Below are 14,758 nucleotides of genomic sequence, written 5' to 3' on the forward strand. Positions count from 1 at the left end.
TTAGGTATGCGTTAAATAACCGCGACGGCGTGCACGCAATCCTACGCGACATCCACTATTTACGGTCAAGCCGGTTCGAACGGGGCGACTACGCGGCGTGTGACGTGTTAATTGATCTGGCGGAGGCGATCGAATGGGCAGGGCTGACGGATCGGGAGCGTGAAGCGTTGTATTACGTGTATGAACGTGATATGACGGCGAGGGAAGCGGCTCGAATTATAGGGATTAGTGATCGGAGAGCCGGAATGCTTATCGACAGTGGTCTCGGACGTGTTGCGGCGGTGTTTAAGTGGTGGAAATACGGAGAAGTAACAATAGAGGAGGCGGCTTGATGTTCGAACTAACGGTGATGGAACGTACAACGCGAATAAGCAGAATTAAAGAGGTGGTTGATCATTTTGTCATGACACAGGGGGATCGACCTCCTGCCGCCGAGCTAGAGAAATATTCAGACGCGATACTACACGAAGAACTCACCGATCCTAATGCGCATAAAGGATCACATAATGAATATCCGATCCTGAGCGAGACACAACTCGCGCGTCGTCGAGAGGGTAAGCATAAACGTAGAGGCTCCGGCATGGGCGGAGAGACCTCACTGGCTATCGTACAGGACACGGGAACGGATGGTAGAAGTTACCGCAAGCCGTCCCGTAGGAAACGGAGTCCATACGAAAACCGATTCGTGGATGAAACCGCGCGAATCCGTAATAAACAAAGACGGGAGCAGTACGAAAAGTACCGTAAAGCCGGGGAAGTCAAGAAATATTTTATTGCGTAAGGGGTTCAGTTTTAGGGGATTTCGTATCTATGTATGTTAGAGACGTTCATCCACAAGTTCGAGGATATCCGTAATCTCAACGCCAAGCACTTCGCATATTTTCGCAAGGTTATCGAGAGGTAAACGTAAAGTCTCATTATTGCACATTTCGTTGATTGACGAGACACGTATTCCAGTCAGGCGTGCGAGTTCTCGTTGAGAGATTCCACGTTCTTTTAGTAAAGCCCCTAATTTGATATGAACTTTCATCGCGAACAACTCCATTACTCAACTTAACACTATAATAGCACGAAATGTATTGTCACGTTTAACGGAACGTGTTATCCTTCTTATAGAGGGTGTGATTTCCATACCTTCCAGTAAATGAGAAGGAGGACGGGTAATGGTGGAGGTCGTGCTTCTGGTGACCGCGCTGGTAAACTTGGCAACTGCGGTAGTCAACTATCGCAATGGCAGGCGAAACGGCAACGGTCGGAACCTAAAGTAAAGACCCCTTACGTTAGCGGCGTAAGAGGTCGGTCAACAAACGGGTATGGGAGCCTAACGGTTCCCTGCCCTCCCCATTATCTTATTCCAATCATACCCTCGATTATGTACGATAGTCAACGGAGGCGTTGGAACAGTGCAAACTATTACATTGGTAATCGCGGTAATAGCGCTGGGCATTTCGATCGCCGCGTTGGTACGAGCCGTGAAAAACCGCAATTAGTCGTCGGATAGCCGGCGGCTTTTTGCGGTTTTGGAAGGATTTTGAAATCCCCTTGTCGAAAGGTGTAGACGAGGAGGTGGATACTATGAAAGTTACTTTCGAAAGTTTCCCGGAGTGGAAGCATAGCGTAGACCCGGACTGGGACGCAGGCCCTCGTTGGAAAACTGCTCCTGAGTGGACCGGAGACGGCGGCCACTAATATGAGGAGGTTACACGACATGACTGATCCAGAATGGTGCGATGATCCCGGTCATTAATCGAGGAGGGAACGCGATGATGTACGATAAAAATTGGCACGATGATCCTAACGGTATCGTTATCTGGATCGACGACCCCGGCTACTAAAACGGAGGAGGCACGCAATATGACCGAATCAGATTGGGCGGTACAACGTAATTGCAATACGGGCGATCCGGGCTGGAACGCAGACCCAGGTCACTAAGTGAAGGAGTGTACGAGATGACAGCACCTGATTGGACTAAACAACGTTTTAATGACGGTGGAATCGGCTGGTAAGTAGCCATGTTTACCACTGAGCAAGCAATTAACTAAGAGTCGCCAATTACGGCGGCTTTTTCTATTTTATAGGAGGTCGTTACAATTGACGGTTATAGGCTCGCGAGAATGGTATAACGAGGTTGGCGAACGTTTCGGCGTGTTTACGTACCTATACTCATCACGTCCGGACAGGATCATCGTTTCCGTAATCGGCGAAGAGGAGCCGCGGCGACAAGCCATCGAATACATTAAAGCGAACGCTCCGATTGGTGTTTCGCCAGTGTTCCGAATAGGCTAAGTGGGAGGGGATCGAATGAATTACGTACCAGCAGACGGCTATCGCGCGGTACTCCACCACGGTGAGGTTCGTCTTTCCGCGCAGAAAGAGTACGCTGACCACATTCGAGAAATGCGCGAGTCACAGTGGCGAGAACTAGACGGGAAGCTAGTCCATATTAAGATATCGGAAACGGACGACGAGGTTAAGGTATTCGCGATTGTTAAAGAACAGGAAATAAGACGTAAAGTACACATTGTATTCGAGAGTGATGATTTCAAACGTAAATTAAACGAGAGCTTCTGACGAGTGCCTACCGTCGGGAGCTTTATTTAGTTTACGTACGCTACATGCGGTCGAGGAACGGCGTCATGAACCGTTCTTAACGCGTAACGCTCCACGCTATCGGCCGCAAGTTTACCTTATGGGAGCGTAAACAATAACGGAATGGGGAGCGATTGGATGCGGGTAGTATTTGACTGGCGTAGTATTTCCTTCGGTTCAACGACGACACTGTTCTGTTGTGGACCGTTTACGATATTTCGAGGTGATCGCGCATGAGCAACGTACTAGAACGTACATACCATCCCGAGACGGGCGAGCTCGGCACGTTTATCCCAGACGGTTCTCACGTGACTATACAGACGGATGCGCAACGGGAAGCAACCCGTCAGCATTTCGAACGCGAACGAATAAAACTGGTTTATCGTGGGCTAAATTGGGTCGCGTGTTATCACGAAGCTATACTCGGAATCATACGAGATTTAACGTTAATAGAGGCGGGAGCACTTATCAAGTTGCTTCCGTTTTTGCGTTTTAAGAGCGAGGGCAAGCTCGTACAGGACGGCAAGCCACTAAAGCAGACGGACATTGCTCGACTGTTAGGTCGCGGTAAGAAAGCGACTATGGCGATTCTACAACGATTGGAAACGCTCGGCGTCATAACTTGCGAAAAGGAAGGCCGTACCAACGTGTACTACATTAGCGTCAATTTCCATACGATGGGCGACGTAATAGATGGCGCATCCTTTACGAAGCTATACCAAGTGAAAGCACGTGAGATTGCGGAGGAGTTGACGCTCAGCGAACTCGGCTTCTTATACAAGATACTCCCGTTCTTCCACTATCAGACGTACTATCTCTGCGACAATCCAGACGAGGAGAATCCGGAGGTCATACGTCACTTGAACCGTGAGCAATTGGCCGAACGAGTGGGACACGACATACAGACGGTGTATGAGCTCGTGAATAAACTCCGCAACAAAGGCGTAGTGCTGACGACAACAAGTGCCAAGACAACGAATTATCTCGTCCATCCAGACGTTATGTTCCGGAAAGAGTACGAGGATGAGTATACGCGAGTCGTGCGGAGGATGTTCGAGGAACACCGGATTCGGCAGGCGAAGAAATTTGCTTAGGTCAAAACGATACCTTTTACCCCGTTTGCTTAGGTCAAAACGACACCTATTGAAAGTGGGAATAACGTTGTAACGGCGGGGTGGAAGGCGGTTTTTACGGATTTTCTTCTCTTTATCTTTAGAGACGTATGACATCGGCTAACGCCGAGCTTCGGCAAACAAGTTGCCTCGCTATCACCTTTCATCGCGAACAAAGTATAGAAGTAAATATAACGCGGTAGAAGATATTGATACCGAGGCGGCTTGTCCGCTGAGGGTGGAGGCTCGATTGAGCCGTAGCTTACTACCTGTGTTACGAAAAGAGTAAGAGGGGGATGATCGCTTTCAATCCGTTTAGTGAACTACGTTGGTACCACATGCCGTTACTACTCATTGGGGCTTCGTTGGAATTTATCACGGAAAAGTACCGCGAATGGGGATATAAAGACTAGTCGGAAGTAAGCACGCGGCGCCGTTCGTTGGTTCCGCGTTTTTCTATGTCTAGGAAGCACAATCGCTACGCTACGTCAAGATCACGTTTTCTTCGCGTATATAATGAAGCGTCAGGACGGATTAAGCTACGTATTGTTACCGATACATACCGAATTATATGGAATATATCCACTCGGACGTTCCAGACGCGTGCCCTCCGAAAACATCGGGTCACCGTTGAGTTGCGTCAAATATACGTATTAACCAACGGTTATATGCGTGATCTGCACCCGTTCCCTTTTATGCACCGATTGTGTATACGGTTGTATTCGAACGTATGTTTGAGTCCGATAATCTACGGTATGTTAACCGTTGTTCGTACGCGAAACCAGCGTTATTACAGCATTCGTATGGTTACGTTTCGTTATACAGTTAACATAATCGGATGTATAACGATATATAGTGCGAACATGGTGTTATACAGGCGAATGACGGGGCCACACGCTTGCATAACGGTTGCATAGAGGAATCGGAAGTCGCTACGTTAAAGTAAGTAACCACGGTTACGCAACGTGTGTAACTACCGAAAAGTAAGCGAAATGCGAATCCCCCAAGGCGGTCGTCGGTTTTCCCACGATCAGGTGCCGGACTATTTCTTGCAGGTTTTAAATCACCGGGTCCAATTAGACATCTTGAATGTAAACGAAAGCTACCGAATGCCTATCGGTGGCTTCTTTTTGTACTCAATTTACGAAAGGAGACGACAACATGGCGAAAGATTTACGCAAGCTTGAGGCACGACTTACCCAAGAACAGATTAAGGCGGCGCAGTTACTCGCGGTCAACAACTTCCTAGCTAAAAATCCCGTTGACGCGGAAAAGGGGCGAATGAGGCTCGATGAAATTGCGAAGGAAGCGGGTTGCTCCGTCAGTTCACTCTACAAATGGCGCAATTATAACGAGACATTTATCGATTATGTGAACGGTCTGTCCGCAAACGCTTTTATGTCGCATCTTCCGCAGATTATGGAGAAGCACTTGGACATGACGCTAAAGGGTCAAGGATCGATGAAGGGGATCGAGCTTTTTTATAAATTCGGCGGTCTGTTGATCGATAAGTCGGAGGTTACAAACGATGATGGGCGTTCGCTACAGTCTATCGACGAACGACTAGCGGCGTTATTGGAACGGTCCAAGGAGCCTGATACCGATGGCATATCTTAACGGAGAGTGGCTAGATAGGGCGGATCGGGAGGAGGAGATCGCGCAACGGTACCGTCTTATCGACGCGTACAAGAAACTAGCGAAAAGCGGGAGCCTTACCGAATACGATCTAGACCAGTGGGAAAACGTCGTGGGCGAACTCGAAAAACTAGAACGAGTTCATCGCGCAGAACATGACGTTCTCTTTTTTACGTATGAATATTTTTCAGAGGACAGGAATCCCGATAACAATTCGAATTTAATTCCGAAGGGGCAGACGCTTGAAGGCGCTGCCTCTTTTCATATTACGCTATGTGGACTTCTAGATCAGATCGTAAAGGGAGACATTAACGAGAATGTGGCGTGGTCAGTAGGGCGTCGTCACGCTAAAACAGCGTACCTATCGAACTCGTATCTATGCCACCAAATCGCGTTTCGCATGCAGAAGTATATCGTAGAGGTATCCGAAACTACCGATGTTGCCGGTGACTTCATCAAATGGACGGTTAACCAACTCAAGTTCAACGAGAAGCTACGGGAGGATTTCGGACCGTTACTCCATCCGAAGCCATCGATGAATGAAGTCGACAACAAATACGAGTTTATTACGTCAACAGGCACGAAGGTTGAGGCGAAAGGGATCGGTACTCAGATGCGCGGTCTGCGTCATTTGAGTGAGCGGCCCGGTTTGTTTATTCTCGATGATTTGGAATCCGCCGAAAACACCAATACACCAGAGACTCGCGCCAAAAACCTACATTGGTTTAGGTCCGAGATGTTAGAGGCATTGGGGTTTGGTGGTATTTGCGTATACATGGGAACAATCGTGCACTATGATTCGTTGCTTAACCACGTATTGACCAAAGGTAAGGACTTCGTTTCAAGGAAATTCCCTGCTATTTTAGGTTGGTCAGAGCGTGAGGATTTGTGGGACGAGTGGAGAAGAATCTACACCGAGGATCGTTCAGACGCAAAAGAACGCGCCCGGAATTTTTACAGGAGCAACGAGGAAGAAATGACCAAGGGCACCGAAGTCCTTTGGCCGCAAATGTACTCGTATCTCTACTTTATGGAGAAACGAGAATCAATGGGAGCCCGTGCCTTCAATCAGGAGTATCTTGGCAATCCCGTCGATGAAGAGTCACAGATATTCGATCCAGAGCAGTTTACCTATTATATAGATTCTGAACTAGAGGAACTGACCCTCGACTATTACGTGGGGATTGACTTTGCCATGGGAAAAGAGAAAGGCGATTACTCGGCTATTATCACACTCGCCCGAAATCGCGACACTGGTGTTTGCTACGTCACTGACGTCTTTCTAAAACGTGTTCATCCCGATGTACTGCTAAACGAAACGGTGGACAGGGCGTTGCGGTTCCAGTACGAAGGTATCGCGGTAGAGGCGCAGCAGGCGCAAGAATGGTTCGCGCACAAACTGGCGGAAGAGTTACGGAGAAAAGGATACCCTACGCATCGGCGTTTGAAGGAGATCAAGCAACGTATGCGTAAAGCACTCCGTATTGAATCGTTATTACCGGATATTCAGAGTGGGAAGATTCGATTTAAGCGGGATCAACGTCTACTGATCGAAATGTTCGAAATGTACCCGAATCATAATCACGATGATGGTCCAGATGCCTTACATATGGCGTACGACGCGGCAAAAATACGTAGAAAACGAGTGGTCGACAAGCCCGCATATATGTAGAAAGGAGGTCGAGACTTATCACTAAACTATTCGTCACAGGCGCACAATTCCCGCCTGCTCGCGACGTCGAACGCCTATCCAAATACTATCGTGGCCGTAAGATTTTCGACGGCAAGCAAGCGGAAGTACTCGAACGTGCTACCGAAATCCTAAAGGATACGCCGCACGCTCCACAATTATCGAAGCTCTATATCGCGGTCAACTTGATGGACGTGCTACTAACGAAGCCAGCCGATTTAATGTTTGGCGAACCTCCTTCGTATGAATCCGGCTTACCAGATTCCTCCCTCGAGCAACAACGACTGAGCTCTATCGTCGAGGAGAACGATTTGAACGTTTTGGGTCACGAGATAGTTACCGGTGCTGGAATTCGAGGAGACGCGTTCATTAAGACGTACTATGCTCAACGGCAGGACTTATCGGAAGTGCCCGAAGGTATCGAAATCAACGTGAAACCCGAGCCGATTATTGAAGCGGTTGACCCGTCGAACGTATTCCCTGAGCTATCGAAGGGCTCACGCAAACGATTCAAAGCGATTAGTATAGCGTGGGTCGAGTGGGTGACGGAGACAAACGGATTGATAGAGTCAATTGTGGAGGGTTCGAAGACAACGCAGGCTCCCTATCTTAACGTCGAACGTCATGTTCCGGGGGCAATAATCTACGAAAGGTTCCGACTGCATCCCAAATCGGTAGATACGAGATATGATGCGCCGATTCAAACGTTCACCATAGGCGAGGGGGTTAGTACAGGACGCGATAAAGATGTTGTTGCAACGGGTCTCTCTCACATGGCAATCCACCACATCCCGTACAAGTCTACTGATACGGATTGGTGGGGAAGCAGTGGGATCGAAAAGATAGAGTCGGTACTAGCCGCGATTAACGATCGACTGGTTCAGATCGATTACATTCTGTGGAAACACAGTGACCCGACGGCGTATGGCCCCGATTTAGGTGAGCCCGACGTACGATTCAGTGGGCGTTATATTCCCGTAGCTGAGACGGAGGTTAAACCCGGATACATGACGTGGGATTCGCAGTTAGACGGCGCCTTTAAAGAACTAGACGTGCTACTAGGCATCGTATTTCAAATGAGTGAGACACCGCAATGGCTATTCGGTACGACACTTGCGGAAGACAAGGGCGGAACTGGAACGTCACATACCGATGGCTCGGCGATAAAGTCACGTTTTATGCCGATTCTATCAAAGGTTAAACGGATAAGAGCGCACGTTGACCGAGCTTTTCGTGACGCGTTGTACTCATCGCAAATATTAGAGAACTTCGCGAATGACGGCGTAGAGGGCTTCGAATCGTACACGCCCGCATACCCAACTATTCGTTGGAAAGACGGTATACCTCGCGATGAGAAAGAGATTGCGGAAACTATGTCAGTGAGAACCGGGGGCAAGCCTACTATAGACGTTCGTTCCGCGATTAAGTACATGGACGAAGTAGACGACGAAAAAGCAGACGAAATTATGGCGCGTATTGACGAGGACGAGAAAGCCGCAAACGGGACGGTGGACTCGTCTATTTTTAATGCTGAGGGTGGCGAAGAATAGTGCGAGAACCACCGATGCCCAACTATGATTACGAAACTGAGAAACTAGTTCGAGCATACAAGCAAGCCGTCGAGGACATATTCCACGAGCTTGATCGGCTTGATATTACGTCGATTTCACGGGACAACGGGATTGCAGCTCTAAGCGAAGTCGCCCGCATACTATCCGCATTGGACAGAGAATCAGCGGAATGGGTTCGAGTAAATATACCTTTAGCCGCCAGCAACGGTGTAGCAGACGTTATTTACGCGCTAGGAGCCGCGTCAACGATCGAGGAAGCACGTTCAATAGCGAAGTTCAATCGAATGAATAAGGCAATGACTGACGCTGTAATAGCGGATGCGCAAGAGGACTTACTTGCGGTGACAAAAAACATAAAACGAAGGGTACGAAACGCTGTGCGCAAGGTAACCGCAGAATCTATGCGGGCAAACATGGCGAAGGGGGTAAACGGTAGACGGACGATCAACCGAGATGTACTGTCGAGACTCCGAAAGACTCTAGGCGACTCCTTAAACACAGGAATTATTGACGCGGCGGGAAGGCGTTGGAAGCCGGAAGTCTATGTCGATATGGTAACCCGTACGAAAACGATGTTCGCGCACATGGAAGGCACGATAAACGAGGCGATTGGACGCGAAGTATACTACGGCAGGATTTCGAGGCATGGGGCAAAAGATGCTTGCCGACTGTGGGAAGGTCGGATCGTTAAGTTGACGCCCGATGCACCCGGCGATTATCCGTATCTTGAAGATTTAAGAGGACGACGGGATATCTTCCATCCTCGTTGTCGTCATCTGGTCTCACCGATCAGAGCACCGGAATAGTGTCCGGCCTTACGAAATGGCGAAAAACTTTCGGAAACTATATAGCCGACGGGCTTTAAGCGGGAGGTAACGAATGACTGACACTTTTAAACTATTATTTCCGATGAATCTGCAAACTTTTGCGGAGGATAACACAGAAGAACAAGCGCCACCAACCGACGATCCCGTAGAAACACCAAAAACCTTTACGCAGGAAGAATTAGACAGGATTGTAGCTGAGAGAGTCGCGCGTGAACGTAAGAAGACGGAGAAATATGCCGATTATGATGAGTTGAAAACAAAGATTACCGAATACGAGCGAGAACGTGAAGAGAAACAACGAGCTGAGATGACCGAGATTGAGCGATGGAAAACGGATTTCGAGAAGGAAGTCGCGTCAAAACAAGCCTTAGAGCAAAGTGTCGCCGAAATGGAAGCGAAATACCGTCAGGAAAAAATTCGTAACGCGTTTATCACAGCGGCAACTAGCGCAAATATCGCTCATATCGACGATGCCTACATCCTCGCGTCAACTGATTTATCTAAAGTAACGATTGATGAGTCGGGCAATGTGACGGGGGTGGATAGCGTAATACAGTCTTTGGTAGAGACCAAACCGTTTCTTATCGCACAGACCAAAAAGGAGCCTAGTACGATCGGCGGACCGTCTGGATACGGACACGAAACGGGAGTCAAAACAATCGAGGCACAACTAGAGGATGCAAAGACAAAAAAAGACTTCGGAAAAGTCTTAGAGCTGTCCAATAAACTAAGTCAATTACGTAAGTAACCTTACCACCGATCTATTAGCGGTGGTTTTTTAATACCCAAAAACAAGGAGGAATCCCATTAATGCTATTTACCTATGACTTTAAAGACCAAGTACGTGAACTATCGGCTGGAATTGATCTAATTATCGACGACGCGCCTACTCTACTAGGTTTGGTTGGCTTAAACGGCGAGCCACTAACACAAACGAAATTTGAGTGGATGTCCGACAACCTTAACTCGAACCGCGCCAATGTAAAGGCAGATGCTACGGCTACTGATACTCAATTGGTCGTAAATGATGGTGACGGCGAGAAATTCCGCATGAATGCAATCGTGGTAGCCGGCGAAGAGTACATGAAAGTGACTGCCGTTGCTGGCGATGAGGTAACAGTAATTCGTGGATTTGACGGCACTACGGCGGGCGCTCTAAAAGCCGGAGCAGAACTTCGAATCGTAGCTCGTCCGCAGTTGCAAGGCGCTGGCGTAGGCCAAGACGAGGGCCACGATCGTTACGTCGATGATAACTATACGCAAATCTATGAGCGTTATGCCTCCGTCTCCAATACGCAAATGGCAGTTCGCACCCATAACGTAACCGACGAATTAAACTACCAAGTTGAGTTACGTTTGAAAGAGATGTCTCGTGAGATGAACGATACCCTGATTTATGGTCGTAAAATTATGGGTAACAAGGGTACACCGAGCATGAGCGGTGGTCTTTTGTATTACGCGGATAAGAAGGGCGCGGCTAAAAAGAACCTCAGTGGAAAAGAGATCGATGCAAAGGTTATTAACGATTTGATGGAAGAAGTTTATTTGCGCGGAGGTAACGTAAACACCATCCTGACAAACACAGCGGGTGCACGTCAAATCTCGAAACTAGCAGCCAATACGATTCGCACTGAGCGACAAGATACTGCGACTGGTCACCGTATCTCCACGTTCGTTTCTGACATCGTAGGTGGCGGTGAAGCGACGATTATCGTTGACCCGAACTTCCCGAAAAATAAGGTAGCGCTGTTCGATCGAAGTATCTTGTCGATGCATTCGTTGCAAGGTCGTGCCCTTTACGACGTGGATGCAGGCGTACCGGGAGCTGACTTTGTAGCTCGTCAAATTCGCGGCGAGTACGGCGTGAAGGTAAAGAATGCAAAGGAGAAGATCGCAATTCTCGAAAATATCTCCACGTCGGTATCGTAAGGAGGTAGCAAATGGCTAACTATAAAGCATCCCCTTTCTATGAAGTTGATAGCGGCAATATCCGCGTCAAGTTTGGATTCTTCGGAACGTATTCAACCGAAAAAGCAGACGAAATTACTATGTTAGACGCGTTGGTCCCCACATGGATCAAGCGTACAGATGACGTAACTCATACGGAGGAACCCGCCGCACAACCCGCCAAAAGGGGACGCGGCAAAGCCTCCGAATAAAACCGGAGGTGTTTCCCTATGATGTTATCAATCGAAGCCGCAGACGAGTATGTTGACGTAAATGTTATTGATATCGAGGATTGGGCGGACTGTGACGAAGCGAGAAAACAACGGATAATTAACGTCGCATCACGCACATTAACGTCTGCATTTCCAAAGTATACGATACCGGATACGGCTGTATATGAGTTCGCGGCAGTATTAGCCCGGGAGTTTAACGATACGTTACGGCAGGCGCACAGCGGCGTTAGTTCGTTTTCGTTATCCGGCGTTGCATCCTTTACCTTCCGTGACAAACCGAGAGAACTGGTCGACCTGATACCGCCAATAAGTCGTGAACTAATCGGGGCGGAAAACGACGTGAAACTCGGAAGCCGCGGCGTAGGATGGAGCGTGTTATAGATGCCTTTGGTGCCGATGCGAAACAAGATAACGGTGTACCCTGCGTTGTTAGACGACGAGGGCAATCCGAAGACAGACGAATGGGATCGACCGGTATACGGCGATCCTTTCTCGTTGCGTTGCCGGATACAAGAGAAGACGAAGCTTGTCCGGGCACAGACGAATCAGGGCGGTGTGCATGGGGTTACTTCGCAGGAAGTCGTGTCCTCTGCGCAAATACTATGCGACAGACTAGCGCCTATTTCGATCAGTGATCGGATCGAATTTGTCGACGAGCTCGGTAGAGTACGTCAGTATAGTCCGTTAGCGATCGAGATTAAGCGTAATATTGGCGGCAAGCCTATCTTAACGGAGGTGTCACTGTAACGATGGAACTCGAATTTGATATGCGGGCATTTAAGGACGCGATTAAGCGAACGCCCGAGGTTGTATTTGCCGCAACCAAGCGAGGTATGCACGATGCTATGGACGAGTGGAAAGCGGAGTCAGTAGACGTTGCACCTTTGGACAAAGGCACGTTACGGCGCGGTATTAGTACGGAAGTCCGGCAGAAAAGCGGTGAGGTAAGCGGTGAGATTTCGGCCGTTGCGGTAGAAAGTACGCCCAAGTGGCCGAACTTTAATTACGCTTACTACTTTCACGAGGTAAAAGGTGACATCAAGAATCCGACAACTCCCGGCACTGTTGCGAAGTTTATAGATACTCCAGCCGATGAACATAAGAAAAAGTGGCTAAAAGACATTGAAGACGGAGTAAGAGCGGAAGTTCAGAAACTAGGTTTCTAACGGAGGTGGTACGTTGTCCGCACTTGTTGAACAGGAATCAGTGGGCGAGTTTATAAAGGCGGCATTACCTTCGATCGCGTTGAAATACGAGGTACCTGACAAGCCTGCGAAAAATAACGTAGTCGTCCGACTCCTGTCCTCCGATTCTGAGTCCGAGACGCGCTATCACTACCGGATTGATCGCGACTATCAGATCGTGGTATACGGTGTTGATGCGCAGGACGTCCTAGCGAAAATGGACGTGATCGAACGTAAAGCAAACGATGGAACTACGTTAATTCCAGTGAAAGACTCGAAGCGGTATATCCGTATCGGGTCTTTTTCTTTTTCTACGGCACTCAAGACGGAGGGTGGTCTCTACGCACGGCTTGGGGTGCTATCAACGGAGGTACGCGAGGCAAGAACGCAAGAACAGTACGACAAGATTATGCATGTATATGGGCGAGTTGAAGCCCGATAAAAGGAGGTAACGCAATGGAATGGGACCCACTTAACGAGCCGACCCGTCCCGGGCTCTATCTAATGTACGTGGAAGCGGCGGCATCACAGATTCGAGGCGGTGCACGTGGTATCGTAGCGATTCCACTTATGAAGTACGGAGCAAAGGCAACAGAAAAGACGTTCTACATGATTGAGACTGAAAAGCAATCGGTTGACTTGTTCGGCGTAACAAACATTCAGTCGATTCGATTTGCGCTGCAGGGTGGCGCAAAGCAAGTAATTGTATACACCATGCCGAAGGAGCTGACGCCGGAGTCATTTATTGAGATGCGCGATTCCTTTGAAACACGAGCATTTAACGTGTTTGTGTACGACGGGCTTGCGGATGCAGCCGAAATTGACGCAACGGTAGCGTGGACGAAACGCAATCGTAAGGAAGGTAAACATTTCGTGTATGTAACGGGCGGTACGGCGGCTGATGACGCTGACCCGAAAGTGGGTAATGCACGTAGCAAGAAGGTTGCGGACGACTATGTAGCTAACCTGATTGTCGGCGGAGTAGTCAACGGCAAGGAGTACCCGTCCTGTGAATACGCGGCGTACATTGCTGGTTTAATCGCAGGTACCCCGATTAACAAGTCGATTACGTACGCAAGATTACCGTTAGACGACGTTACTAAACGATTAACCAACGCACAGATCGAGGAGGCCCTCGAAGCGGGTTCGCTGGTCCTCGTACACAACGGTGATTATGTGCTTGTTGAAAAAGGGCAATTAACGAGCGGCGCCAAGATTCGCAAGATTCGCGGACGACAGGCGATTAATACGGACATTCCGAAGACGGCCGCGAGTGAATACATCGGTAAGCTCGATAACAACCGAGACGGTCAGGCGGCACTTATTGCGGCCATCAAGGCGTACTTAGAGCGTTTAGGCAAGGCGAACGTCCTCGAAGACCCAGTTGTAACGCTAGACCCCGAATTTGAATCGAAGGGAGACGCGGTGTTTTTGTACATTGCTTACACAGAAACCGATAGCATGGAACGCATCTTCCTACGAATCCACGTATAGGGAGGTAAACATAGATGACGAGAAATTTACTAGAATCCAACCGCGTCCTGAGTGGTTCGTTTGGAGAAATTTGGCTGGACGGCGTATGGCTGGCGAACTTCAACGCCGGGGAGTTGTCCGTCGAGATTCAATACGAAAAGATCAAGCGATCCGGTAGTCGTAAAGCTGGGAACAAGCCTATGAGCATCGAATGTAGCGGTTCCATTCGCGGATACAAGATATCATCCGCGTTTGCTCGTAAGATAGGACAGATCATGGACGACCGTAGCGGGGCTTTCGTCTGCCAGCTCGTCATGAAACTCGATGATCCCGAAGCATACGGTGCCGAGCGAGTACTAGCAAAAGGAGTTCAGTTCACCAAGATTGATGTAATGAAATTTGAACACGGGTCACCCGTTGAGACGGAGTGGCCTTTTGTTTTTGAAGATTACGAGTTCCTAGATTTCATTGAAGAGAAGTAAAACCTACTAACTATT

At 48.7% G+C, this 14,758-nt stretch carries 19 protein-coding genes and 1 pseudogene; 18 read left to right on the forward strand and 2 right to left on the reverse strand.

Annotated features, from left to right (window positions below):
• Positions 1-176 precede the first annotated feature (176 nt).
• Positions 177-332, forward strand: a complete 156-nt coding sequence (locus BrL25_RS24910; RefSeq protein WP_236848113.1) for a hypothetical protein — start codon at positions 177-179, stop codon at positions 330-332.
• Positions 332-781 (forward strand): hypothetical protein, encoded by a 450-nt coding sequence (locus BrL25_RS19415; protein ID WP_018672652.1) that lies wholly within the window; start codon positions 332-334, stop codon positions 779-781. The genes BrL25_RS24910 and BrL25_RS19415 overlap by 1 nt, the downstream gene beginning before the upstream one ends.
• 36 nt (positions 782-817) lie before the next feature.
• Here BrL25_RS19415 and BrL25_RS19420 read toward each other — a convergent pair whose 3' ends face one another.
• Both BrL25_RS19420 and BrL25_RS24915 read right to left on the reverse strand, forming a co-directional pair.
• Positions 818-1,030 (reverse strand): helix-turn-helix domain-containing protein, encoded by a 213-nt coding sequence (locus tag BrL25_RS19420; RefSeq protein WP_018672653.1) that lies wholly within the window; start codon positions 1,028-1,030, stop codon positions 818-820.
• A 655-nt stretch (positions 1,031-1,685) separates the two neighbouring features.
• Positions 1,686-1,892, reverse strand: coding sequence for a hypothetical protein (locus BrL25_RS24915; RefSeq protein WP_155803057.1), 207 nt, complete (start codon positions 1,890-1,892; stop codon positions 1,686-1,688).
• A 409-nt stretch (positions 1,893-2,301) separates the two neighbouring features.
• Between BrL25_RS24915 and BrL25_RS19430 the strand changes: the two genes are divergently transcribed.
• From BrL25_RS19430 to BrL25_RS19500, 16 genes and pseudogenes are all read left to right on the forward strand, one after another.
• Complete coding sequence (locus tag BrL25_RS19430) at positions 2,302-2,571, forward strand: hypothetical protein (RefSeq protein ID WP_018672657.1); 270 nt, start codon at positions 2,302-2,304, stop codon at positions 2,569-2,571.
• A 251-nt stretch (positions 2,572-2,822) separates the two neighbouring features.
• Complete coding sequence (locus BrL25_RS19435) at positions 2,823-3,683, forward strand: helix-turn-helix transcriptional regulator (RefSeq protein WP_018672658.1); 861 nt, start codon at positions 2,823-2,825, stop codon at positions 3,681-3,683.
• Positions 3,684-4,820: 1,137 nt separating this feature from the next.
• The gene (locus BrL25_RS19440; protein ID WP_236848061.1) at positions 4,821-5,318 is read left to right on the forward strand and encodes a phBC6A51 family helix-turn-helix protein; all 498 of its coding nucleotides are present in this window, start codon (positions 4,821-4,823) and stop codon (positions 5,316-5,318) included.
• Positions 5,305-7,008, forward strand: coding sequence for a phage terminase large subunit (gene terL / locus BrL25_RS19445; protein WP_018672660.1), 1,704 nt, complete (start codon positions 5,305-5,307; stop codon positions 7,006-7,008). Before BrL25_RS19440 ends, terL begins: the two co-directional genes overlap by 14 nt.
• A 101-nt stretch (positions 7,009-7,109) precedes the next feature.
• Positions 7,110-7,469 (forward strand): annotated as a pseudogene (locus tag BrL25_RS25815) (phage portal protein); the annotation flags it as partial.
• A gap of 564 nt (positions 7,470-8,033) precedes the next feature.
• Positions 8,034-8,576: a hypothetical protein gene (locus BrL25_RS25820; RefSeq protein WP_236848062.1), complete on the forward strand. Its 543-nt coding sequence runs from the start codon at positions 8,034-8,036 to the stop codon at positions 8,574-8,576.
• Positions 8,576-9,403, forward strand: coding sequence for a phage minor capsid protein (locus BrL25_RS19455; protein ID WP_018672662.1), 828 nt, complete (start codon positions 8,576-8,578; stop codon positions 9,401-9,403). The genes BrL25_RS25820 and BrL25_RS19455 overlap by 1 nt, the downstream gene beginning before the upstream one ends.
• A gap of 73 nt (positions 9,404-9,476) precedes the next feature.
• Positions 9,477-10,172, forward strand: a complete 696-nt coding sequence (locus BrL25_RS19460; RefSeq protein ID WP_018672663.1) for a phage scaffolding protein — start codon at positions 9,477-9,479, stop codon at positions 10,170-10,172.
• 62 nt (positions 10,173-10,234) lie between these two features.
• Positions 10,235-11,353, forward strand: coding sequence for an SU10 major capsid protein (locus tag BrL25_RS19465; protein WP_018672664.1), 1,119 nt, complete (start codon positions 10,235-10,237; stop codon positions 11,351-11,353).
• 11 nt (positions 11,354-11,364) lie between these two features.
• Complete coding sequence (locus tag BrL25_RS19470; protein ID WP_018672665.1) at positions 11,365-11,583, forward strand: hypothetical protein; 219 nt, start codon at positions 11,365-11,367, stop codon at positions 11,581-11,583.
• An 18-nt stretch (positions 11,584-11,601) separates the two neighbouring features.
• Positions 11,602-11,985 carry a hypothetical protein gene (locus BrL25_RS19475; protein ID WP_018672666.1) on the forward strand — a complete coding sequence of 128 codons (384 nt, stop codon included), beginning with the start codon at positions 11,602-11,604 and terminating at the stop codon, positions 11,983-11,985.
• Positions 11,986-12,000: 15 nt separating this feature from the next.
• Positions 12,001-12,351, forward strand: coding sequence for a hypothetical protein (locus tag BrL25_RS19480; protein WP_236848063.1), 351 nt, complete (start codon positions 12,001-12,003; stop codon positions 12,349-12,351).
• A gap of 86 nt (positions 12,352-12,437) precedes the next feature.
• Positions 12,438-12,770, forward strand: a complete 333-nt coding sequence (locus tag BrL25_RS19485; RefSeq protein ID WP_236848064.1) for an HK97 gp10 family phage protein — start codon at positions 12,438-12,440, stop codon at positions 12,768-12,770.
• Positions 12,771-12,783: 13 nt separating this feature from the next.
• Positions 12,784-13,230: a hypothetical protein gene (locus BrL25_RS19490; protein ID WP_018672669.1), complete on the forward strand. Its 447-nt coding sequence runs from the start codon at positions 12,784-12,786 to the stop codon at positions 13,228-13,230.
• Positions 13,231-13,244: 14 nt separating this feature from the next.
• Positions 13,245-14,282 (forward strand): phage tail sheath subtilisin-like domain-containing protein, encoded by a 1,038-nt coding sequence (locus tag BrL25_RS19495; RefSeq protein WP_018672670.1) that lies wholly within the window; start codon positions 13,245-13,247, stop codon positions 14,280-14,282.
• Positions 14,283-14,296: 14 nt separating this feature from the next.
• Positions 14,297-14,743 (forward strand): phage tail tube protein, encoded by a 447-nt coding sequence (locus tag BrL25_RS19500; protein ID WP_018672671.1) that lies wholly within the window; start codon positions 14,297-14,299, stop codon positions 14,741-14,743.
• Positions 14,744-14,758: the final 15 nt, after the last annotated feature.

It is taken from the genome of Brevibacillus laterosporus DSM 25, from assembly GCF_002706795.1.
In the GTDB taxonomy this organism is placed as follows: Bacteria; Bacillota; Bacilli; order Brevibacillales; family Brevibacillaceae; genus Brevibacillus_B; species Brevibacillus_B laterosporus.